This is a genomic window from Lactobacillus helsingborgensis, assembly GCF_003173695.1.
GTDB lineage: Bacteria > Bacillota > Bacilli > Lactobacillales > Lactobacillaceae > Lactobacillus > Lactobacillus helsingborgensis.
The window spans coordinates 276220-297375 of record NZ_CP029544.1; the positions used below are offsets into that span (position 1 = coordinate 276220).

A 21156-nucleotide genomic window follows, 5' to 3' on the forward strand; every position below is an offset into this window, starting at 1 on the left:
TCAAACGAGTATCTAGCCTTAATAATTTTAATAAGAAGAAGGAGAAAAAATGACTATAAGTTGGTTACAAGCCGCTATTTTGGGAGTATTTGCGTGTTTATGTTCAAACTCCTGTATGGCTGGTCAAGCAGTCGGTAATTATACTATTGGACGGCCACTAGTTGGTGGATTGGTCTGTGGTATCGTTTTAGGCAACTTGCCGCTAGGAATTGCCTGTGGAGTTGCTACCCAGTTGGTTTACATTGCGTTAGTTACACCCGGTGGTACGGTTGCTGCTGATGTGCGGGCAATTTCATATATTGGTATTCCTCTGGCTATGGTTGCTATTTCATCACGTGGACTTAACCCAATGGGTTCAGCAGCTGCAAACATGGCGAAATCTCTTGCCACTTTGGTAGGTACAGTTGGCTCGGTACTATTTTACGCAGTGGCATTTATGAACTTGATTTGGCAAGCATTTGGCTGGAAAGATATTCAAAATGGTAAGTTAAATCGCCTCTACGGAGTTGATTTTGGCTGGCCTTGGTTATCTCACTTAGTATTCTCATTCCTGCCGACACTTTTGATGACGCATTATGGTGCAGAAGCCGTAACTGCTTTGAGAACAGCCTTACCAATGAACGGCATCCCAATGAAGACCCTGTTTACTGTTGGTGCGATGCTACCATGTGTTGGTATTGCTATCTTGCTTCGTCAAATTATTAATAAAGCGACTGATTTCATTCCATTTTTAGTTGGTTTCACTTTAGCAGCTTCATTACACTTAAACCTTGTTGCTGTGACAGTTATTTCATTATTGTTTGCTGTAATTATGTATGAAATTGAAATGGCTAAGGGCTCAGGAAATTCAAGTACTAGTTACGCCTCATCAAATGAAAATGCCGTTGGTGACGATGAAGAAGAGGAGGACATCTAAAAATGGATGCAGAAAAAAAGAGAATTAGCCATAAGACCCTGAATAAGTCTTTTAATATCTGGTTTTGGGGTGCATTAACCTGCTTTTCACAAGAGCACATGCAGACGTTTGGCTATTTATGTTCGATGTTGCCAATTATCAAGGAATTATATCCTAATGATAATGAAACACAGACTAATAATATTAAGGCATATACAGCGTTCTTCAACACCAACCCGATGCTAGGTTCAGTTATCATCGGTGCTACTGCCAGTCTTGAAGAAGCTCGTGCAAATGGCGAAAATATTGATGGTCAAACTATTAATGACATGCGTGCCGGTTTGATGGGACCAATAGCTGGTATTGGTGACTCTTTAATTGACGGTACTTTGATTCCGATTTTACTTGGTATCGCTTTGGGTATGTCAAGAAACGGTTCACCAGTTGGTGCTATTTTTTACATCATCGTTTGGGATCTCATTGCTTACTTTGGTCAACGTTTCCTATACTTTCGTGGTTACAAGCTGGGGGATAAAGCTGTCGGCTTTTTAGTAGGTAAGCAAGGTAAAGCTGTTAGACGTGCGATCTCCATTGTCGGTGGTATGGTTGTTGGTGGTGTTCTGGCTACCTGGGTTAACGTCACTACTTCTTTACAACTGAGAGATAATACCGGACACGTTTTCCTTGATTTGCAAAAGCAGTTAGATGGTATCTTCCCTGGTATCTTAACAGTAATCGTTACTCTTTTCTGCTGGTGGTTAATGTCCAAAAAGCATGTTTCTGCTATCTGGACAATGATCATTTTGATTGGTGTAGCTTTTGTCGGTGTTGTCCTTGGCGTATTCAATCCAGGACTCAAATACTAGAAGTAAAAACGGTGTAATAATGGACCTTAAGAAAATAACTGCCGGTTATCAAAACGAAGTTAATTATCAAAAAAAGATGCTGCAAAATTTACAGTATTGGCTGCAGACTTTATTGGCAATTGCCGCAATCGGCTTGGTCTTATGCTATTATTTCTATGGCAAAACAACTTGGCTCTTTATTGTGGGCGTGATTTTACTGGTATTTGGTGTTCTTGGCGGAGCTATTGTTGCTTATGGCAGGCACCGTGGTAAGCAGAATGTCAAATTGATAATTTCTGATTACGAAAAGAAAGTTAACTATTTAAAAAATAAATAAAGAGTAAATCAAATAGGGCTGAAGAAATAATTCTTCAGCCCTATTTTTGTATTTAAAAATAATATTTTAAAACTTGGTTTCTTTAATGTCGTCTTCTGGACGGTGTTCTTGGATTCGTATTATTTGCCAGTCATAATCGTTTTTGTTGCTATTAGTTAGATCAATAGTCAGTTCATTATTGCTAAACTCAAACTCTAATTCTGTTCTTTGATCAATCAGTTCGATGCGGTTAGGCTTAGCAGTTAGACCGATAATTTTGATAGTTTCGGGTAAGGGAGTCTTAACAAAAATATATTTTTGATATTTTGCATGTCTATTTTGCAAGATAAAGCAGCTGTCTTCTGCTACATTGCCAACTTTAAGGGTACAAGGCTCGCTTTCATTAAAAGCATGACCAAAAATGTGCATCCAATTGTTGATTTGTTTTAGCATTAATTCTGTTTCAGGTGCTAGCTTGCCATCTTCAGTGACTGGAACATTAATGATCGTTTTTGCTCCTGCTTTGCGGTTTAAAACCAGTCTGTCTATTACGTCTGTCGCAGTCAAGTCAGTACCTTGTGTAGGCTTTTCTATTAAAGAAATAGTGTATTTTGCACATGCTTTCTTAAAATCAGGAATATTTGCATCAGCAGCAATAACGCGGGCGCCAATATTGCGGGCAGTTTTTACTAAAAAATCAGCATCTACATCTTTTGCATTTTTTAGTTTAAAATTTAATACGATGGCAAAATCGGGATTCATTAATTTCTCTCCTTTAGTAAATATTATTAATAAGTTTAACCCAAAAGGTGGTAAAGATGAAAATTATTATTTCACCAGCAATGAAAATGACAGTCGACCGCGAATCTTTTCCAGCTAAGTCGCAGCCGCAATTTTTAGCCCAAGCACAAGAATTAGCTGCTTTTTTAAAAAAGTGCAGTTTTAATGAATTACAAAAAATCTGGCAGTCAAGTGAACGTATGACTAAGGAAGGCCAGAGACAAATAAATGAGCTTAATTTAAGCCAAAAAGATGGCCTGACCCCGGCAATCATCTCATATTCTGGTATTCAGTATCAATATATGGCGCCTGATCTGTTCACAGCACCTGCGTTATCCTATTTACAAGAAAATGTCCGCATATTATCCGGATTATACGGTGTACTGCGTCCTTTTGACGGAGTTTGGCCCTACCGCTTGGAAATGAAAAATAAAGTTACAGGCTTTAAACAACCTGACTTATATCAGTTCTGGGGAGCAAAAATTGCTGACAATCTTTTTGATGAAGATCAGATACTCATTAATTTGGCTTCAAAAGAATATTCTCGTAATATCAGCCCTTATGTGACAGCAGGCAGGCAAATGATCACCATTAATTTTCAGGAAAAGAAAAATGGTCAGTGGAAGACGGTTGGTGTTCACGCTAAAATGGCTCGTGGAGAAATGGTCCGGTATATTGCGGAAAAGCAGTTGACCAGGCCGCAGCAGCTACGTGAATTTACTGATTTTGGTTTTGCTTTTATGCCAGATTTGAGTACTGCTGCTTCTTATGTTTTTAGGACAGAATATGATTTTAAGCGGCGGTAGAACAAAAAGATATTTGGGACAAAGCACACTAAGTAAGATTATGAATGAGGGAATAATATGGAAATAGTTTTTGTACGTCACGGCTTAACTGATTTGAATAAGATTGGCCGCATGCAAGGGTCATCATTTGATCACGATTTAGATGAAATTGGTCAAAAACAGGCAGAGACAGCCGCAGCGAATTTTGATCCTGCACCTTTTGACGTCGTTTTTTCAAGCCCATTAAAAAGGTCGTTAACAACCGCTAAAATTTTTACCAAGGGTCAAAAAGAAATTAAAATTGATCAACGCCTGACGGAAATTAATTTCGGCGAATGGGACGGGCAATTTTTAACCGCGCTGGGGCAAAAATATCCCGATGCAATTGATCCTTGGGGTAAAGCGGCTGCTGACTACATTAAATATGCACCCAGTGGCGAGTCATTTACGGCGCTTAACCGCAGGTGCGGCAGTTTTATGACTGACATGGAAAAGAATTATCTGGATAAAAAAATTCTGGTATTTTGCCATGGCACCTTAATTAGGATGATGTTTGCCCACTGCTTAACTAATGGCGACATGAATTGCTTTGAAACTATGGCTAATTGCGCATTAGCTAAAATGTCCTATCGTGACGGCATATACAGGTTGAATTACTATAACCGGATATTGACATTTGAATAACAATAATAGGCCTTGAAGTAAGGCCTTTTTTGTTAGTGCATTTTAATTGACTAGAGCTAATAAAAAAATTATTCTGTAATAAGTGACGCAGTGTCACTTATTAAAATTAGAAGGTAAATAACGAGATGGTTAAAGCTACTTTTATTAACTTGCCGGCAAGCAAGAAAAAGATAATCAAACAGTCTTTGGTAAATGAGTTTAGTACCTATCCACTAGCAAAGGCGCAGGTGGCACGGATTGTTGCTCAAGCAGGTATTGCGCGCGGCGCATTTTATAAATATTTTACCGATTTAAATGATGCCTACCAGTATATATATAAGATTGCCTTAAAGGCGGTTCATTCACCGGTTGAACTAACTTCGGATTTTGAGCCGCAGCAATATTACCAGAATGTAGCCAATTTCATTGAAAAGGCGCAACAAAGTTCTTATGCAGGTCTAATCAAAATGCACATTTTGTACAACGAGAATTCAGCGGCACAACCTTTTCCGCGAGAATTAATCACTAAATTAGATCCGCAAAATTGGAGTGCAATGGTTCTTAGTCATGCGACAATCCGCTTGGTGATGGAAAATCCAGAACAAGAAAAAGAGGTTATGGCTCGCTTTAAGGCCAGTTTAGAACTATTAAAAAGGGGAACAAATTAATGTTTTTAGCAATTAAAGAAATAAAAAGAGAAAAGCTGCGTTACGGACTAATCATTTTGATGATTTTTTTAATTAGTTACCTTATATTTGTCCTTTCGTCTCTGGCAGTTGGTTTAGCCAGTGAAAATACGCAGGCATTAAAGTCTTGGGATGCTCAGAAAGTCGTTTTAAATAAAAATGCGAATGTTAGTATGAGCCAGTCGGTTTTAACTAAAAGTGATTTAGCAAAAACTACTTTAACTAAAAATGAGGCGCTGGTGGGACAAATACCAGTTGTAGTTAAAAAATCCGGAAGGCCGCAAATCTCAGCGCAATTTATTGGTGTCAAGAAAAACCAGTTCATTTATGATGATCAAGAATTAATTGCAGGCAGAAAAGCCAAAAAGAACTATGAAGTTACTGTGGATCAAGCTTTTAAAACTAAGGGCTACCAATTAGGTGATCGCTTAGAGTTAAATGGTTCAAGTAAGAAATATCGCATCGTTGGTTTTGTCCAAAATGCTAAAATCAATATTGCCCCAATTGTTTATGGTACATTGCAGTCGTGGAAGAAGCTGCGGCAAGGACTGCCGACCTTAAGGGCCTCGGCTATTATTTCACGTGATCATAATTATAAATACAATCACAAGGACAGTAAGACATATCCCATTGCGCAATTTATTAAAAAGCTTCCGGGCTATACCGCACAAAATATGACATTCGAGTTAATGATAGGTTTCTTATACGTTATTTCACTGATCATAATTGCCGTCTTTCTTTATATTCTAACGATGCAAAAAATGCACAATTATGCAGTGATGCGGGCACAAGGGATTCCGTGCAGCACGTTAGTTAAGGCAACAATCAGTCAAGCGTTAATTTTAGTTTTAGTTGGATTGGTTATCGGGTTAGTGGCTATGGCGGTAACTGTCAAAGTTTTACCTGCTGCAGTACCTATCAGTTTTACCCCGGACATCATTTTGTCGGGTACGTTGGGATTACTCATAACTGCAATTATTGGTAGCTTAATTCCAATCAGATCAATTCTCAAAGTAGATCCAGCACAAGCAATAGGTGAATAATATGGCAATTATTGAATTAAAAAATGTTCAAAAAGTATATGGTAAAGGTGCCGCAGAAGTAACAGCACTCAATAACGTAAATTTTAAGGCAAATTTAGGTGAAGTGGTATTAATCATGGGGCCTTCAGGCGCTGGTAAAAGCACCTTTTTAACCATTGCAGGTTCTTTACAAAAGCCAACCGCAGGAGAAGTCATAGTTAACGGCCAAAATATTGCAGATATTTCTGCTAAAGACAGCGACCGTTTACGTCTGACTCAACTTGGCTTTGTATTGCAGGCGTATAATTTAGTACCATTTTTAAAGGTCAAGGAACAGTTTGAATTAGTTAATAAGGTGAAAAAAACAGGCAATATCAATGAAGAAACGTTACAAAAATTGCTCAAACAATTAGGTATCAGTTCATTGCTTGATAAGTATCCCGCTGAATTATCTGGTGGACAGCAGCAGCGTGCTGCTATTGCCCGTGCACTTTATGCTAATCCTCAAATTTTATTGGCCGATGAACCTACAGCTTCTCTAGACAGTAAAAATGTCAGTGAAGTGGGGCAACTTTTTCAAAACTTGGCTAAAGACTATCACAAGGCTATTCTACTGGTAACTCATGATCCTAGACTCAAGCAGTACGCAGATCATATTTATGAAATGATGGATGGTGAGATTAAGCAAAAAGTTTAGTTATTAAATTATAGCTATAAAAATAACACTATAAAAAATAACCATAGAATAGAATTTAATTAAAAGCAAAAAATTAGCTAAACTTTTTTTCTCAGTAGTAATTTTATTATTTATAATAAAACTATTTTATCCGGATTTTTGTTATTAATTAGAATTAACTATTTAAAACCGAAATTTTATAGAAAATCACACATTTCTTTTATATTATAAAAAGTACTTTGCTCTTGACAAAGTACTTTTAAATTTACTATTCTTATATGTGAAAAGAAAATGTTATTTTTTGAGATAAGATAACTGGAAAAATTAAAAATAAAATTATTAATTTGTTTTTTAACTATTTGAGTAAATTACTAGGAAATAATAGTTTCTTTGCTAAAATAACAAAAAGTTATTTTTTTGTATATGTTTTTGTTTGGTATAATTTTTATTTTATTTTATTAGTGGCAATCAGAAAAGCTACTATAATAAATCAATTTATGTAGAGGTACAAAAATGAATGATGTCCCTGAAGATAAGTCGATTGAATTATCGACCGACTATCAAAATCACAGTATTAATATGAACTTTTCAGATAATCTGACAGAAGATTCTGAAGTAGGCTATATTCTTTCTGCTGCTTTCTTTTCTTTTTGCGCTGCTCAAGGTTTGAGCAAAGATGAAGTAAGTGACATGGTTTCACAGTATTATGATGAGTTTATAGAAAATAATGGAGAATAATTTTCTTCATTAAAATATATATCATTCGGCAATAATTTGATTGTCGGGAAATAGCTGGTTTTTGTTAGGAATAACAGTACGTTTTAAAGTTAATCAAGGAATACCAAAATGGCTAGAAAAAAAGAAATAGGAAGAAATAAAATTTTAAGCATTGCCTATAAGATGGTTGTTAAAGATGGTATTGAGAGTTTGACTGCCCGCAATATTGCCAAGGCAGGGCATTTTTCAACGCAGCCTTTATATCTTGAATTTAACAGTATGGAAGACTTGCGCAAAGAAGTATTGCGTAAAATTGCGGACAATTTAAAGAATAATATTTTGCAGAAAAGGTATACGGATAAGCCTTTAATTGATATGGATTTATCTTATATTGATTTTGCCAAGGAACAGGAAAACTTGTTCAGAGCAATGTTTGTTGATGGTAAGTTCGGCAGTAAGATAATTGCTGATACTTTAATTGACTTTGGTGTGGAAAAGTTCAGGGAACAATATCCTAAGACTAAATACCCAGAAGACAAAATAAGAAGCATTATCATTGCCAATTGGATTACTACTAGCGGTATCGCTTCACTACTCGTTAATAAAATAGCAACTTTTACCCAAACGCAGATCATCAATGTTTTAACAGCTCAAATTAATGATGCCATTTTAAATGATTGGCTCAGTAAGACTAATAAAGTTTCATTATTTAAAACTGGCGAAGCGGAAAGCAAAAGTAAAAGCAAGAAGTAATTCTTAGTGTTTGCAGAGTGCTTATAATGTACTAAATCAACCATTTTACAGAAATTATCTATATAAATCTTTTTAAGAGCAGGAAAATGTTAAAAGCATACGGATATGCTATAATTAATCTTGAAATTAGTTTCTGAAAGGTGGTTTTTATGAAAATTCTTGCATTATCTGGCTCAAATGCCAATAATTCATTTAATGAGGCATTGCTTAAATTTATATCTAAGCAATTTGCCGACAAGTATGATTTTAAACTGGCAACAGTAAAAGGGTTGCCAATGTTTAAAGAGGGCGAAGATGCTCCAGAATCTGTTCAAGCTTTGACAAAAGAAATTGAAGATGCCGATTTAGTATTAATTGGTACTCCTGAGCAGCAACACTCTGTTACTAGTGCGTTAAGTAGTGCTTTAGAATGGCTTTCTTGCGTGACTCATCCGTTTAAGAATAAGCCAGTTGTGATTGTTTCTACTTCACCAATGCCACAAGGTGGTTCTCGTTCACAAGGTCGTTTAAAGAGCGTGTTGACAGCACCTGGTTTTGATGCCCAAGTCTTTAATGATGACGAATTTATGTTGGGAGTCGCACCAAAGCAATTTGACGAAAACGGTAATTTGACTAACAAGGAATCTGTTGAATTCTTGGGTCATTTCTTCGACGAAGTTGATAGTTGGTACGCACAAGTTACTAAGTAGGAGGGTCGAGAATGAAAATATTAGCAATTGTTGGTACAAATGCATCTTTTTCATATAACCGTTTTTTAGCACAATTTATCGCTAAGCGTTATGCTGATAAAGCAGACATTGAAGTAAAAGAAATAGATAAGTTAACACCATTCTGCAGAACAGAAATGGCTGATGATACTATTAAGGCTTGGATTGAAGAAGTTAAGAGCGCTGATGGTATAGTAATTACTACACCTGAATATGATCACACTATTCCTGCTCCGTTAAAGAGTAGTCTTGAATGGTTGGGTTCACATGCTGGTCCTAATGTCATGAAGATGAAGCCAGTAGCTGTTGCTGGTGTATCATACGGTTCACAAGGTACTGCTCGTGCTCAAGAAGATATGCGTGAAATTTTGCTTTCACCTGACATGAGCGCAAATGTTTTACCTGGTAACGAAGTTTTAATTGGTCAAGCTCCAGATAAATTCAATAAAGAAACTGGTGAATTGACTGATGAAGCTACCATTAAGCAAATTGATGGTATGATGGACAACTTCTTCAAGTTTGTTGAACAAGCACATAAATAAACTTTTGCTAGATTGATTAGCAGAGAGTAAAATAACCGGATAGGAGTGTCCTATCCGGTTATTTTTGTTTGAAAGGAAGTTGGCATGTCTAAACCCGTTGTTCTGCCTCTTAAGTCTGTGCGTAATCCCCGAGATTTAGGGGGATATATTGGCTTTAATGGGGGCAAAATTAAAGCACACCGGCTATTGCGGTCTGGTAATATTAGTCAGATAACTGCTGCCGACCAGCGTTTTTTGCTTGATTACGGTTTAACTAAAATTATTGATTTGCGCTCGCCAGCAGAATGCAAGGCAAACCAGGATCGCGATCTACCGGGCGTTACGCATTATGAGTTTCCGCTATCGGCTGAAGATAATACTGGTGGTCATGGCTTGGATATGAGTAAAGAATTCGCCAAATACCGTCGTGATCAATATGCTGGGTTTGATATGATGTGCAGGCGATACCGTGAACATATCAACAATAAGCAAGCTCAGCGCAGTATTCATCAAATTGTAAGTGTCGTAGCTGATACTGCTAATGGTGCAGTTTTGTATCATTGCTCAGAAGGTAAAGACAGAACAGGTTTAGTAACGATGGTGCTTTTGTATATTTTAGGTGTTGACCTAGAAGTAATTAGACAGGACTACCTTTATTCAAACTATCTGCTGAATAATTATCGTCACGTTCGGGATGAAAAATTTAAAGCAGCGGGAGAAAATGATAAGTTTCGTGCCAATATGCGCATTCTAGGCTCAGTAGCTAATGCTTTCTTTGATACCAGCTTGATTACAATTAATGATAATTTTGGCGGTATTGATTCATACATATCTAATCAACTGGACATAAACGCAGAAATGCAAGAAATGATGAGAGAAAAATATTTAGAGGATTAGGGATAAGATTATGATTAAAACTTTAGCTTTAGAACAACAGGTAGGACAACATCATGCTTTAGGAACGTCAATTACTTTACAAGTTTTTGGCGCCAGAGATAAGAAAGTAATTAACGATTCTTTTGCTTTAATTGACCATTACGAAGACATATTGACGGTTAACCGTGATGAATCGGAAGTAATGGATGTTAATCATGCGGCTGGAAAGAAGGCTGTACAAGTTTCCAGCGGCACTTATGATTTAATTAAACTTGCTGTAGAAGAAAGCCGGGAAAACTTTGGCTTTAATGCTCTTATCGGTCCGATAGTTAAATTGTGGTCAATAGGCTTTAAGAATGCTCATGTACCAGAGCCTGAGCAAATTAAAGAGAGAATGAAACTGATTGATCCTTATAGCGTTGACTTAAATGATCTTGACCAGACAGTTTACCTGAGAAAGGCTGGGATGGAATTAGACCTTGGTGGTATAGCTAAGGGCTGGATTGCTGATCGAATCAGGGATTTGTGGCGTGCTTATGGTGTGCACGCTGGAATTATTAACCTTGGCGGCAATATCTTGCTAGTTGGTGATTCTCCTAAAAGAGCCAATGGTCAGTGGTCAGTCGGGGTGCAGGATCCAAAAGAGCCTCGGGGCAAAAATATTACTTCTGTCATGGTACCGCAATGTTCAGCTGTTACTAGTGGCACCTATGAACGCTACTTAGAAGTTGCTGGTCATAAGTATCATCATTTAATTGATCCCCGTACAGGCTATCCAGTTGAAACAAATTTAGCAGGAGTCACTACATTTACAAAAGATTCTGTTGAAGCTGAAATTGAATGTAAACGGCTGTTTTTTGCGGGAAAACCTCTTGCGGGTTGGCATGACGATCCCGACCGCATTGGTGCCATCTTTGTGTATAATGATGAACACATTGAGTATGACAATTTTCAAAATTGATAAATAAAAAAGTGCCTCAAAGGCACTTTTATTTTGCCGTTATTTCCTGCAATTTAAGCAGCGGTACGACTAATACTAAAAATACTGTTAAATAGGCCGTTGGATAAACCAGGGGTGTTGTAGATAATAAATCTAATGAAGGAAGAATCAAGGGTTTGCTGAATGAACCACGGATTCTGTAAGGCGTTAAGCATTGATAATATGATGTAGACAAAGAAATAACTGGCGAAAAAAGACACTATCGCGCCTAAAACGCTGTCCAGCAGATTACCAAAATTGGTAGCATGGGGGTTTTTATTTGGCACCCAGCCTTTAAAAACTTTAACAATCATTTTGCCTACAAAAACAATCACGAAAAATGCTAAAAAGCGAAACAACATCAGGTTGGTTCCGGGAGTTAAAGTGGTCTGAATATTTTGCCCTGTTATCTGACTGTATAGCCAATTGCCGACTGGATTTTGAAAAAGAATTGCGGCAATAAAAACAATAGCAGCAAAAATCAAATTAATAATTAATCTGGTGAAGCCGGTTTGAAAACCTTTGTAGGTTTTTAGTGCCAAGTAGGCCAGAACAATTAAAGTAACTATCATATTTATCTCCTTTGACGATATTATAGCTTATTTTAGTCGTTTAGACTTTGACGACAGTCGAAAAATATTTCATAATTAAAGGGATGCATTGACTTTACATTAAGCCAATTTTAGCGTTAAATTTAAAGGGTGTGAAACAAGGTTTCACGGGTGAAAAATGAATCCTGAACAGTTTGTCCAAGAATTATCAAAACGTAATTTTAAATTAAATGAAAAACAAATCAACCAATTTAACCAATACTTTAACAGTCTAATTGAAGCCAACAAGCACGTTAACCTCACGCGAATAACTGCAGAAGATGATGTTTATCTTAAACATTTTTATGACAGCATTACGCCGCTTTTGACCTTTAGTACGGTTTTGAAGTCAAGCAGTTCTTTATGCGATGTTGGTGCAGGTGCCGGTTTTCCTTCGATACCATTAAAAATTATGCAACCGGACCTGCAAGTAACAATAGTTGATTCTCTTGGTAAAAGGCTGAATTTTTTGCAGGATTTAATTGCACAATTGGGCTTAAAAGATGTTGCTTTAGTGCATGGCAGAGCAGAAGATGTTGGTCAAAATAGCCGCTACCGTGAACAATTTGATATTGTTACAGCTCGTGCTGTAGCCAACATGGCTGTTTTAAGTGAATACTGCTTGCCACTTGTCAAAAAAGGCGGCAATTTTATCGCCCTCAAAGGTCCAAAGGCAGAAGATGAATTAGGAACTAGTAAAAAAGCGTTAAGCATTTTAGGTGGTAAAACAGTAGCTGTTAAACAACTGCAACTACCCCAAAGTACAGAGGAACGCACGCTTATCCTAATAGAAAAAGTAAAGGCAACGCCTAAAAAATATCCACGGCAGGCGGGAACGCCTCACCGTAAACCAATACATTAAACAGGGGGACTCAAAATGTCATTATTTTCTTCTTTGCGTCATCATGAAGAAATTCCTAAAAGTAAACAAATTCAGGATATTGAGTTAAGTAAAATTAAACCTAATTCTTATCAGCCACGACATGAGTTTTCCGAGGAATCAATTCGTGAATTAGCATCGACTCTTGATAAAGAAGGCTTACTGCAACCGATTATTGTACGTGAAAAAAATGACAATTACGAAATTATCGCGGGTGAACGCAGACTAAAGGCAGCTCAACATCTGGCATGGGAAAAAATTCCAGCAATAGTCAAGAACATGGATGACAGTCAAGCAGCATCATTAGCTTTAATTGAAAACTTGCAAAGAGAAGATTTAAATCCAATTGATGAAGCTCAGGCCTACAATAATTTGATGAAGTTAAATAAGCTTACGCAAACCACATTGGCGCAAAATATTGGCAAGTCCCAATCTTATGTCGCTAACAAGTTGCGTTTACTCAAGTTAACGCCCAAGGTGCAAAGCTATTTAGCTAGTGGTGAAATTTCACCGCGTCATGGACGCTGTTTAGTTGGACTGAGTGAAAAAGATCAGAGCCGCGTTCTGGATGAAATCTTGGCAAATAACCTGAATGTTAATGACACTGAAAAAATTGTCAAAAATGTTGACCAATATTTTGCCGGTAAAAAAAATCAGGCGAAAGAAAAAGAGCAGTCTGAGCAAACGAACAGGTCGGTTAATCGTATCCCTAAGGACTTAAAAGTACAAATAAATACGATTAAGAAGGCAATTAAGCTTGCCCAACAATCAGGCATCAAGGTCAAATTTAAGGAAAACAACGATCCTGATGATTATATGATTACAATTGAATTAAAAAGAAAGTAGGAAGGCATGGAAAATATGGTGAGTGTAATTTCGGTTGCTAACCAAAAAGGTGGCGTCGGTAAAACGACAACCACAATTAATTTAGCAGCTTCAATTGCGGAACGTGGGTACCAAGTTTTAATTGTAGATATTGATCCACAAGGTAATGCAACTTCTGGATTGGGAATAGAAAAATCCGAGATTGATCAAGATATTTATAGTGTGTTGATTGACGATGTTCCTCTTAAAGATACGATTTTCCATACTTCTACTAACCGCCTCGACTTAGTTCCAGCAACTATTAATTTGTCAGGAGCTGAAACAGAATTAATTAGCATGATGGCACGGGAAACCCGCTTAAAATCTGCTTTAGACACAATTAGTGAAAATTATGATTTTATTTTTATTGATTGTCCACCGTCTTTAGGGCAGCTGTCGATCAACGCTTTTACAGCATCAGACTCAATTTTAATTCCTGTTCAAAGTGAATATTATGCTATGGAAGGTCTAAGTCAGCTACTCAACACCATTAGGTTAGTCCAAAAACACTTCAATAAAGATTTGGGTGTTGAAGGTGTTTTGCTCACAATGCTGGATGCACGGACTAATTTAGGTGCTGAAGTAGTCAAGGAAGTACGCTCCTATTTTTCTAATAAAGTATATAAAACTATTATTCCGCGGATTACCAAATTGGCGGAAGCGCCAAGTTATGGTGAAGCAATTACAGAATATGCTCCTAATTCCCGCGGAGCTGAAGTTTACGACGATTTAGCCAAGGAGGTGTTAAAGAATCATGGCAAGAAACTCAAGAAATAAGGAAACCAAAAAGCATGGTGGTCTCGGTCGCGGCATCGAAGCGCTGTTTGAAGACGAACCTCAGATCGAGGACAACGAAGAAGAAATTCAGGACCTTAATTTAAGCGATATTAGACCCAATCCATATCAACCACGTAAAAATTTTGATGACAAGTCACTGAAGGAACTGGCTGATTCTATTAAAGAAAATGGTGTCTTTCAGCCTATAATTGTGCGTAAGTCTATTAACGGCTATGAAATTATTGCCGGTGAAAGACGGTTTAGGGCTTCGAAGATGGCCAAGAAAGGCACAATACCTGCTATAGTCCGTGATTTTAGTGAAAGTCAAATGATGGAAGTGGCAGTGTTAGAAAACTTGCAACGTGAAGATTTAACACCGCTTGAGGAAGCTCAAGCTTACGAAATGTTGCAAAAAAACTTGGGCCTTACCCAAGAAGAAGTTTCTAAGAGAATGGGTAAATCTCGTCCGTATATTGCCAACTACCTACGTTTATTGACCTTACCTAGCAAAACTAAGCATTTGTTGCAACATGGTGATCTTTCAATGGGTCAAGCGCGGACGCTTTTAGGTTTGAAAAACAAAGATAAAATTGATGAAGTGGCTAAGCAAGTGGTTAAAGAGGGAATGCCGGTGAGAAAAGTGGAAGCTTTGGTTGCTAACCTTAATTCCAAGAAGCCGCGCAAGAAGACTGTTAAAAAATCCGCTTTTATTCGTGCCACAGAGCATCAATTAGCAGATAAATTAGGATCTAGTGTCAATATATCCGAAAATAAAAAGGGCAGCGGCCATTTATCAATAGGATTTTCATCAGTTGACGAATTGAATAGAATACTTGATGTTTTGGGAGTAGATCTTGATGAATAAAGAAATCTCCTATAATTTAGCTGATACTGTACTCATGAAGAAACCTCACGCTTGTAAGACTAACGATTGGGAAGTTTTGCGTTTAGGAGCAGATATCAGATTAAAATGTATGGGATGTGGTCACATTGTAATGATGCCCAGATCTAAATTCACACATAATCTGAAAAAAGTCTTAACTAAAGCAAATGATCCCGTTAATGTTAAAAACGAGCTTTATGTACCTAAAAATGACATAGCGCGACCAAATTTTAATCAAGATAATAAATAGTTTTTGTTAAAGAAAGAGGATAAAAATGTCATTAACTGCTGGGATTGTTGGGCTACCAAATGTCGGCAAATCAACATTGTTTAATGCTATTACCAAAGCTGGTGCGGAGATGGCCAATTACCCATTTGCGACAATCGAACCTAATGTGGGCATGGTTGAAGTTCCAGATAAAAGACTGGCAAGGATTCAGGAATTAATTCCTGCTAAAAAGATTGTTCACACTACTTTTGAATTCACCGATATTGCTGGTTTAGTTAAAGGTGCTTCCAAAGGAGAAGGCCTCGGCAACAAGTTTTTGGAAAATATTCGTCAAACTGACGCAATTATTCATGTTGTGCGGGCTTTTGAAGATGATAATATTACTTCTGTTACCGGTAAAGTTGATCCGGAAGAAGATATTAATACTATTAATTTAGAACTCGCAATTGCCGATTTAGATGCTGTTAACCGCCGGATTAATAAGGTTAAAAAGATTGCCCAGCAAAATGATAAAGAAGCTAAAGCTGAATTTAATGTTTTACAAAAAATCAAGCCGGTTTTAGAAGAAGGCAAGGCTGTACGCTCCATCAGTTTTAATGAGGACGAGCAAAAGATCGTCAAAGGCTTGTTCTTGTTAACAGATAAGCCTGTGATTTACGTAGCTAATATTGCAGAAAGCTCAATGGCTGAACCTGAAAAAGATCAGTATTACCAAATTGTTAAAAAGCACGCTGAAAGTGAAAACGCTGAATGCTTAGGTATTTCTGCTGCTACTGAGGAAGAGATTGCTGGTTTAGAAGATGATGAAAAAGCTGAATTTTTAGAGGCAGAAGGCGTAACTGAATCTGGACTTGACCGTTTAATTCGTGCAGCTTACCACATTTTAGGACTGAGAACATTCTTTACAGCTGGTGGACCGGAAACGCGAGCTTGGACTTTCCATGAAGGAATGAAAGCTCCACAAGTTGCGGGAGTAATTCACTCTGACTTTGAGCGGGGCTTTATCCGCGCAGAGGTAGTTTCATTTACTGATCTTGATCAATATGAAACTATGCAAAAAGTTAAAGAAGCAGGTAAATTACGTCTTGAAGGTAAAGACTATGAAGTTCAAGATGGTGACATTATTGAATTTAGATTTAACGTTTAGGAAAAAATAATGGCAGAAAAGAAAACTGAAGAACAGGCTAATCAAGCTAACATAGATGTAAATAAGCAACAAAAGCTTAAAGAGAAAGTAATCAACCAAAACAGGGACGATGAAGTTAAGCAGATGACACCCACTGAATTACGTAAGCAACTCAGTAATAAGAACTCCGATTACGTTTTTCGTTTGCAAAAAGAACTCGAAGCTCAGGGAAAAATGAGCAGTGAAGATGCACAAAAGCGCATTGATGCCCTTTTAAGTGATTTAGTAGTTGCCCAGCGTCACGGACAACCTGCTAGCACTTACTATAATATGTCTCCTAAGTTAAAAGCAGCAGACATGTTGAAGCCTAAGAAAAGAAAAGCGTCAGATATACCATTTTGGCAATATGCTACGGATAATGCAATGTTTTACACCGCCTTATTCTTTGGACTTTTTGGTTTAGTAGGTTTGTTCCAAAAAAATGAAAAGTATAATCCACAGACGGGTGTTCTGACTTTGCTGGTTATTGGCGTAACTTTAGGAGTCTTCATGACTAAATATAATGATTGGGTTGTTCCCAGTACCGGTAAGACTAAGAAGATACCGTGGTCCAAGTTTATCTGGAGTTCTATTTTGTTAATGGTAGTTCTCTTTTTATTCCTCTACATCGTTTCAATACCAGCGTTTCGCATTATTAATCCTGCTTTGCCTGCTATATATAACCTCATTATTGCAGCTGCAGTTTATGGTATTCGGTGGCTCTTTAGGAAGCACTACCAAATTATTGGTTCTGCCTTTGCTCCAGCTGATAGGAGCAAATAAAGTGTTTTTTGTCAAGAAAAGAGCTATACTTAGATAACTATATATTTTAAAGGATAAATAGATTTATCATAGGTCTATTTATCCTTTTTAAACTGAATTCACTTACGAAATTAAGCAAATGCAGTAAAAATCAGAAAGGGGTATTCAATGATTAATACGCTGCGTAAATCAATTAGGCAGTATAAAAAACTATCTTTACTGTCGCCTTTATTTGTTACTGGTGAAGTTATCATTGAAATGTTAATACCGTATTTAGTTGGTATTTTGATTGATAATGGAATAATGAAAGGGAACATGGACTATATTACTAAGAGTGGTATAGTTTTGCTGGTGTTGACCCTGGTTTCACTTATTTTAGGTTCAGGTGCCAGTTACGCTTCCGCACATGCCGCAGCTGGATTTGCTGCTAATTTACGTAAAGACATGTTCTATCATGTGCAGGATTATTCTTTTGAAAATATTGATAAATTTTCAAGTGCCAGTTTGGTAACGAGAATGACGACTGATGTTAACAACATTCAGATGTCTTACCAAATGCTAATAAGAATTGCAGTCAGAGCGCCAATGATGTTGCTGGTTTCAATCATCATGTCTGTTATTGTCAGCCCGCGGTTGTCACTGGTTTTTGTTGTGGTTGCACCCATTTTTGTAATTCTTTTGGGCTTGGTTATCAAGAGTGCCAGCAAATATTTCCCTAAAATCTTCCGCGGTTACGACCGCATGAACCAAGTAGTTAGGGAAAATATCCGCGGTATCCGTGAAGTTAAGACTTATGTGCAAGAAGAAGCGCAGACTGTTAAATTTAAAAAGTCAGCCGGCTTTATTTATAAGTTATTTGCTACAGCACAGAAAATTATGTCGCTTAACTCAATGATCGTTATGGCGGTGTTAAACATTTCCAACTTGGCTATCTGCTGGTTTGGTGCAAAAGAAATAGTTGGCGGTAGTTTGCAAACCGGTCAACTGATTTCAATGTTTTCATATTCCAACTCTGTTTTGGGCAGTTTGAATATGCTGGCTATGATTATTACCCAGTTAGTTGTTTCAGGTGCTAGTGGTCATAGGGTTGCAGCGGTCATTAATGAGAAGCCTTCAATTGAAAATCCGCGTAAGCCATTAAAGCACATGAACAACGGCGAAGTGATTTTTGATCATGTAAACTTTAAGTATGATCCAGATGATAAAAACCTGGCCTTAAATAATATCAACCTCAATATTAAAACGGGTGAAACGATTGGTATTATTGGTCGGACAGGTTCTTCTAAGTCAACGCTAGTGTCAATGATTCCGCGTCTTTACGACACAGATTCAGGAGCCGTGCGGGTAGCGGGACATAACGTGAAGTCTTATGACCTGAAGACCCTGCGTGATAACGTTGCTATGGTTTTGCAGAATAACGTTCTCTTTTCCGGTACTATCAAGGAAAACTTGAAGTGGGGTAATGAAAACGCCACTGATGAGGAGATTATTGCTGCAGCCAAAGTTGCTCATGCTGACGACTTTATCCGCGAAATGCCGGATCAATACGATACAATGGTTGAGCAAGGTGGTAATAATGTTTCTGGGGGACAAAAACAAAGAATTACTATTGCGCGGGCATTATTGAAAAAGCCTAAAATCTTAATACTGGATGATTCTACTTCTGCAGTGGATACACAGACTGAACGGCAGATTCGTGAGGCTTTAGGTCAGAATATGCCAGACACAACCAAGATTATCATTTCTCAGAGAATTGTATCTATTAAGGATGCAGATCGCATCATAGTAATGGATCAAGGAAAAATCCAGGACATTGGTACACATGATGAATTGATGAAACGTAACGATTTATACAGTTCAATCGCTAAGTTCCAAGAAGAACAAAAGAAGTAGGTGATTAATTTGGATAAAGCAGTAGAAAATAATAAAACTAAGAGTACGGCTAAGCGTACGAAAACTCTGGGACGTCTGCTCAAATTAGTTGCCAGTACCAGTCCCTGGATGCTCATTACTTCAAGCGTTGCGATTATTTTAACCGCTGCAGCAAATGTTTTAGGGTCATTATTTATTGAGCGTTTAATCAATGACTATATCATTCCGCTTACTAAAGAGGCTCAACCTAACTTTGGTCCGCTTTTACATGCAATTGCCGTGATGTTTGGTTGCTATGCTATTGGTTTTATTTCCAACTATCTTTTTGCCGTATTAATGGCGGTTTTAGCGCAAAAAGTACAGTTCAGGGTTCGTAACGAAATGTTCGAACACATGGAAAAATTGCCTATTTCATATTTTGACGAAAATGACTACGGCGATATTATGAGTCGCTACACTAACGATATTGATACGTTAATGCAGATGATTTCACAGTCAATTCCGCAATTTATGAACTCAGCATTAAACTTAATTTTTGTATTAGGAGCAATGCTGACATTAAGCTGGCAATTAACTATTTTTACATTATTTGTTTTTGCACTCTCGATCATTATTGTTCGCTTCTTGACTGTCCGTTCTTCACATTTCTTTAAATTGCAACAAAAGGAATTGGGACAAGTTAATGGTTATAATGAAGAAATGCTTAATGGCCTTAAAGTTATCAAGGTCTTTAGTCATGAACCAGAAGTCGAAGAAGACTTTAATGATTACAATGAATCTTTAAAAGAAGCTGCTGGCAAGGCTAACACTTACGCTACAGTTTTATTCCCAATTATGGGCAACATGGGCAATTTGCTGTATGTTTTAATTGCAGTCTTAGGTGGAGCGGTTGCTATCAATCGTATTGCCCCGCTTTCTCTCGGTGTAATTGGTGCCTTTTTACAGTTATCTAAACAGTTTGCTATGCCAATTGCTCAGATTTCACAGCAGTTGAATTCTATTGTGATGGCCTTAGCTGGTGCTGAAAGGATTTTTAATTTAGAAGATCAATCAGTTGAAGTTGATGACGGTGACGTCACTATTACCAAAGATGAAAACGTCAAAGGTGCATGGCACTGGAATGTACCGCAAAAAGACGGTTCAATCAAGAAAATTACGGTTAAAGGTCATATTGTGTTTGACCACGTTAACTTTGGTTATTCACCGAATAAACAAATTCTGTATGATATTTCCATTGATGCTAAACCTGGTATGAAAGTAGCATTAGTTGGTGAAACCGGTGCTGGTAAAACCACTATTTCAAACATGATCAATCGTTTTTATGAAATTAATTCAGGAACGATTACTTATGATGGTATTCCAATTAGCAGGATAAAAAAGGATGATCTGAGACGGTCATTATCAATAGTTTTGCAAGACACTCACATGTTTACCGGAACGGTGATGGACAATATCCGCTTTGGTAATGCTGAAGCTAGTGACGATGATGTTTATCAAGCAGCCCACTTATCTCATGCTGATGAATTTATCCATCATTTAGATGAAGGCTATAAGACTATTATTGATGGTAACGGTGGTGATTTATCCCAAGGCCAAATGCAACTGCTCAGTATAGCGCGGGCAATGATTGCCGATGAACCAGTGATGATTCTGGATGAGGCAACTTCAAGTATCGATACGCAAACTGAAAAATTGGTTCAGGCGGGTATGGATAATTTGCTTGCCGGCAGAACCAGTTTTGTTATTGCGCACCGTTTATCAACAATAATTAACTCAGATTTGATTTTGGTCTTGGATCATGGTCATATTATTGAAGCTGGTAATCATGATCAGCTCTTAAAGAAAAAGGGCTACTATTACGAGCTGTATACGGGTAAAAAAGAAATAGAATAAGTAAAAAATATTCCTAGTTT

Annotated in this window: 25 protein-coding genes; 23 read left to right on the forward strand and 2 right to left on the reverse strand. The window is 37.4% G+C overall.

The features are described 5' to 3' along the window. The first annotated feature begins 49 nt into the window (after positions 1 to 49). The 3 genes from DLD54_RS01325 to DLD54_RS01335 are packed head-to-tail and all read left to right on the forward strand — an operon-like array spanning position 50 to position 2077. Entirely contained in the window at positions 50 to 916 is an 867-nt protein-coding gene (locus tag DLD54_RS01325; RefSeq protein WP_109917976.1) for a PTS mannose/fructose/sorbose/N-acetylgalactosamine transporter subunit IIC, read from the forward strand. A 2-nt stretch (positions 917 to 918) separates the two neighbouring features. Continuing rightward, complete coding sequence (locus DLD54_RS01330) at positions 919 to 1761, forward strand: PTS system mannose/fructose/sorbose family transporter subunit IID (protein WP_046326670.1); 843 nt, start codon at positions 919 to 921, stop codon at positions 1759 to 1761. 19 nt (positions 1762 to 1780) lie between these two features. Next, the gene (locus DLD54_RS01335) at positions 1781 to 2077 is read left to right on the forward strand and encodes a PTS fructose transporter subunit IA (protein WP_038521061.1); all 297 of its coding nucleotides are present in this window, start codon (positions 1781 to 1783) and stop codon (positions 2075 to 2077) included. Positions 2078 to 2143: 66 nt separating this feature from the next. Here DLD54_RS01335 and DLD54_RS01340 read toward each other — a convergent pair whose 3' ends face one another. After that, the gene (locus DLD54_RS01340) at positions 2144 to 2818 is read right to left on the reverse strand and encodes an alpha-amylase family protein (protein ID WP_109917977.1); all 675 of its coding nucleotides are present in this window, start codon (positions 2816 to 2818) and stop codon (positions 2144 to 2146) included. A 56-nt stretch (positions 2819 to 2874) separates the two neighbouring features. On the opposite strand from DLD54_RS01340, the gene yaaA reads away from it, so the two are divergent. The 11 genes from yaaA to DLD54_RS01395 all read left to right on the forward strand — a co-directional run bounded on the left by yaaA (position 2875) and on the right by DLD54_RS01395 (position 11203). Then, complete coding sequence (gene yaaA / locus DLD54_RS01345; RefSeq protein ID WP_109917978.1) at positions 2875 to 3642, forward strand: peroxide stress protein YaaA; 768 nt, start codon at positions 2875 to 2877, stop codon at positions 3640 to 3642. Positions 3643 to 3699: 57 nt separating this feature from the next. Next, complete coding sequence (locus DLD54_RS01350) at positions 3700 to 4305, forward strand: histidine phosphatase family protein (RefSeq protein WP_109917979.1); 606 nt, start codon at positions 3700 to 3702, stop codon at positions 4303 to 4305. Between the two features lie 125 nt (positions 4306 to 4430). After that, positions 4431 to 4952: a TetR/AcrR family transcriptional regulator gene (locus tag DLD54_RS01355; protein ID WP_109917980.1), complete on the forward strand. Its 522-nt coding sequence runs from the start codon at positions 4431 to 4433 to the stop codon at positions 4950 to 4952. Then, positions 4952 to 6013, forward strand: coding sequence for an ABC transporter permease (locus tag DLD54_RS01360; RefSeq protein WP_109917981.1), 1062 nt, complete (start codon positions 4952 to 4954; stop codon positions 6011 to 6013). Before DLD54_RS01355 ends, DLD54_RS01360 begins: the two co-directional genes overlap by 1 nt. A 1-nt stretch (position 6014) precedes the next feature. Further along, positions 6015 to 6689, forward strand: coding sequence for an ABC transporter ATP-binding protein (locus DLD54_RS01365; protein WP_046326679.1), 675 nt, complete (start codon positions 6015 to 6017; stop codon positions 6687 to 6689). Positions 6690 to 7181: 492 nt separating this feature from the next. Continuing rightward, positions 7182 to 7406, forward strand: coding sequence for a hypothetical protein (locus DLD54_RS01370; protein ID WP_038521078.1), 225 nt, complete (start codon positions 7182 to 7184; stop codon positions 7404 to 7406). A gap of 108 nt (positions 7407 to 7514) precedes the next feature. Next, entirely contained in the window at positions 7515 to 8138 is a 624-nt protein-coding gene (locus DLD54_RS01375) for a TetR/AcrR family transcriptional regulator (RefSeq protein ID WP_038521081.1), read from the forward strand. Between the two features lie 149 nt (positions 8139 to 8287). Further along, positions 8288 to 8827, forward strand: a complete 540-nt coding sequence (locus DLD54_RS01380) for an NADPH-dependent FMN reductase (RefSeq protein ID WP_109917982.1) — start codon at positions 8288 to 8290, stop codon at positions 8825 to 8827. An 11-nt stretch (positions 8828 to 8838) separates the two neighbouring features. Next, on the forward strand, positions 8839 to 9387 hold the full coding sequence (locus tag DLD54_RS01385; protein WP_109917983.1) for an NADPH-dependent FMN reductase: 549 nt from the start codon (positions 8839 to 8841) through the stop codon (positions 9385 to 9387). An 84-nt stretch (positions 9388 to 9471) separates the two neighbouring features. Further along, complete coding sequence (locus DLD54_RS01390; RefSeq protein ID WP_109917984.1) at positions 9472 to 10263, forward strand: tyrosine-protein phosphatase; 792 nt, start codon at positions 9472 to 9474, stop codon at positions 10261 to 10263. Between the two features lie 10 nt (positions 10264 to 10273). Next, positions 10274 to 11203 carry an FAD:protein FMN transferase gene (locus DLD54_RS01395; protein WP_046326681.1) on the forward strand — a complete coding sequence of 310 codons (930 nt, stop codon included), beginning with the start codon at positions 10274 to 10276 and terminating at the stop codon, positions 11201 to 11203. A 53-nt stretch (positions 11204 to 11256) separates the two neighbouring features. Here DLD54_RS01395 and DLD54_RS01400 read toward each other — a convergent pair whose 3' ends face one another. Beyond that, positions 11257 to 11793, reverse strand: a complete 537-nt coding sequence (locus tag DLD54_RS01400; protein WP_109917985.1) for a CvpA family protein — start codon at positions 11791 to 11793, stop codon at positions 11257 to 11259. Positions 11794 to 11950: 157 nt separating this feature from the next. Between DLD54_RS01400 and rsmG the strand changes: the two genes are divergently transcribed. From rsmG to DLD54_RS01445, 9 genes are all read left to right on the forward strand, one after another. Beyond that, complete coding sequence (gene rsmG, locus DLD54_RS01405; protein WP_109917986.1) at positions 11951 to 12673, forward strand: 16S rRNA (guanine(527)-N(7))-methyltransferase RsmG; 723 nt, start codon at positions 11951 to 11953, stop codon at positions 12671 to 12673. 15 nt (positions 12674 to 12688) lie between these two features. Next, complete coding sequence (noc, locus tag DLD54_RS01410) at positions 12689 to 13537, forward strand: nucleoid occlusion protein (protein ID WP_109917987.1); 849 nt, start codon at positions 12689 to 12691, stop codon at positions 13535 to 13537. A gap of 15 nt (positions 13538 to 13552) precedes the next feature. Continuing rightward, the gene (locus DLD54_RS01415) at positions 13553 to 14332 is read left to right on the forward strand and encodes a ParA family protein (protein ID WP_038521105.1); all 780 of its coding nucleotides are present in this window, start codon (positions 13553 to 13555) and stop codon (positions 14330 to 14332) included. Beyond that, positions 14310 to 15197, forward strand: coding sequence for a ParB/RepB/Spo0J family partition protein (locus tag DLD54_RS01420; RefSeq protein WP_046326686.1), 888 nt, complete (start codon positions 14310 to 14312; stop codon positions 15195 to 15197). The genes DLD54_RS01415 and DLD54_RS01420 overlap by 23 nt, the downstream gene beginning before the upstream one ends. Next, the gene (locus tag DLD54_RS01425) at positions 15190 to 15465 is read left to right on the forward strand and encodes a DUF951 domain-containing protein (protein WP_109917988.1); all 276 of its coding nucleotides are present in this window, start codon (positions 15190 to 15192) and stop codon (positions 15463 to 15465) included. The genes DLD54_RS01420 and DLD54_RS01425 overlap by 8 nt, the downstream gene beginning before the upstream one ends. Before the next feature lie 25 nt (positions 15466 to 15490). Continuing rightward, positions 15491 to 16591 carry a redox-regulated ATPase YchF gene (gene ychF / locus DLD54_RS01430; protein WP_046326687.1) on the forward strand — a complete coding sequence of 367 codons (1101 nt, stop codon included), beginning with the start codon at positions 15491 to 15493 and terminating at the stop codon, positions 16589 to 16591. Between the two features lie 9 nt (positions 16592 to 16600). Beyond that, positions 16601 to 17392, forward strand: coding sequence for a DUF1129 family protein (locus DLD54_RS01435; protein ID WP_109917989.1), 792 nt, complete (start codon positions 16601 to 16603; stop codon positions 17390 to 17392). A 147-nt stretch (positions 17393 to 17539) separates the two neighbouring features. Further along, positions 17540 to 19264, forward strand: coding sequence for an ABC transporter ATP-binding protein (locus tag DLD54_RS01440; RefSeq protein ID WP_109917990.1), 1725 nt, complete (start codon positions 17540 to 17542; stop codon positions 19262 to 19264). A gap of 9 nt (positions 19265 to 19273) precedes the next feature. Continuing rightward, positions 19274 to 21136: an ABC transporter ATP-binding protein gene (locus DLD54_RS01445; protein WP_109917991.1), complete on the forward strand. Its 1863-nt coding sequence runs from the start codon at positions 19274 to 19276 to the stop codon at positions 21134 to 21136. Positions 21137 to 21156 lie beyond the last annotated feature (20 nt).

Coding starts and splice junctions, on each gene's coding strand:
- DLD54_RS01325 (WP_109917976.1), top strand. CDS start 50: ATGACTATAAGTTGGTTACAAGCCGCTATTTTGGGAGTATTTGCGTGT.
- DLD54_RS01330 (WP_046326670.1), top strand. CDS start 919: ATGGATGCAGAAAAAAAGAGAATTAGCCATAAGACCCTGAATAAGTCT.
- DLD54_RS01335 (WP_038521061.1), top strand. CDS start 1,781: ATGGACCTTAAGAAAATAACTGCCGGTTATCAAAACGAAGTTAATTAT.
- DLD54_RS01340 (WP_109917977.1), bottom strand. CDS start 2,818: ATGAATCCCGATTTTGCCATCGTATTAAATTTTAAACTAAAAAATGCA.
- yaaA (WP_109917978.1), top strand. CDS start 2,875: ATGAAAATTATTATTTCACCAGCAATGAAAATGACAGTCGACCGCGAA.
- DLD54_RS01350 (WP_109917979.1), top strand. CDS start 3,700: ATGGAAATAGTTTTTGTACGTCACGGCTTAACTGATTTGAATAAGATT.
- DLD54_RS01355 (WP_109917980.1), top strand. CDS start 4,431: ATGGTTAAAGCTACTTTTATTAACTTGCCGGCAAGCAAGAAAAAGATA.
- DLD54_RS01360 (WP_109917981.1), top strand. CDS start 4,952: ATGTTTTTAGCAATTAAAGAAATAAAAAGAGAAAAGCTGCGTTACGGA.
- DLD54_RS01365 (WP_046326679.1), top strand. CDS start 6,015: ATGGCAATTATTGAATTAAAAAATGTTCAAAAAGTATATGGTAAAGGT.
- DLD54_RS01370 (WP_038521078.1), top strand. CDS start 7,182: ATGAATGATGTCCCTGAAGATAAGTCGATTGAATTATCGACCGACTAT.
- DLD54_RS01375 (WP_038521081.1), top strand. CDS start 7,515: ATGGCTAGAAAAAAAGAAATAGGAAGAAATAAAATTTTAAGCATTGCC.
- DLD54_RS01380 (WP_109917982.1), top strand. CDS start 8,288: ATGAAAATTCTTGCATTATCTGGCTCAAATGCCAATAATTCATTTAAT.
- DLD54_RS01385 (WP_109917983.1), top strand. CDS start 8,839: ATGAAAATATTAGCAATTGTTGGTACAAATGCATCTTTTTCATATAAC.
- DLD54_RS01390 (WP_109917984.1), top strand. CDS start 9,472: ATGTCTAAACCCGTTGTTCTGCCTCTTAAGTCTGTGCGTAATCCCCGA.
- DLD54_RS01395 (WP_046326681.1), top strand. CDS start 10,274: ATGATTAAAACTTTAGCTTTAGAACAACAGGTAGGACAACATCATGCT.
- DLD54_RS01400 (WP_109917985.1), bottom strand. CDS start 11,793: ATGATAGTTACTTTAATTGTTCTGGCCTACTTGGCACTAAAAACCTAC.
- rsmG (WP_109917986.1), top strand. CDS start 11,951: ATGAATCCTGAACAGTTTGTCCAAGAATTATCAAAACGTAATTTTAAA.
- noc (WP_109917987.1), top strand. CDS start 12,689: ATGTCATTATTTTCTTCTTTGCGTCATCATGAAGAAATTCCTAAAAGT.
- DLD54_RS01415 (WP_038521105.1), top strand. CDS start 13,553: ATGGTGAGTGTAATTTCGGTTGCTAACCAAAAAGGTGGCGTCGGTAAA.
- DLD54_RS01420 (WP_046326686.1), top strand. CDS start 14,310: ATGGCAAGAAACTCAAGAAATAAGGAAACCAAAAAGCATGGTGGTCTC.
- DLD54_RS01425 (WP_109917988.1), top strand. CDS start 15,190: ATGAATAAAGAAATCTCCTATAATTTAGCTGATACTGTACTCATGAAG.
- ychF (WP_046326687.1), top strand. CDS start 15,491: ATGTCATTAACTGCTGGGATTGTTGGGCTACCAAATGTCGGCAAATCA.
- DLD54_RS01435 (WP_109917989.1), top strand. CDS start 16,601: ATGGCAGAAAAGAAAACTGAAGAACAGGCTAATCAAGCTAACATAGAT.
- DLD54_RS01440 (WP_109917990.1), top strand. CDS start 17,540: ATGATTAATACGCTGCGTAAATCAATTAGGCAGTATAAAAAACTATCT.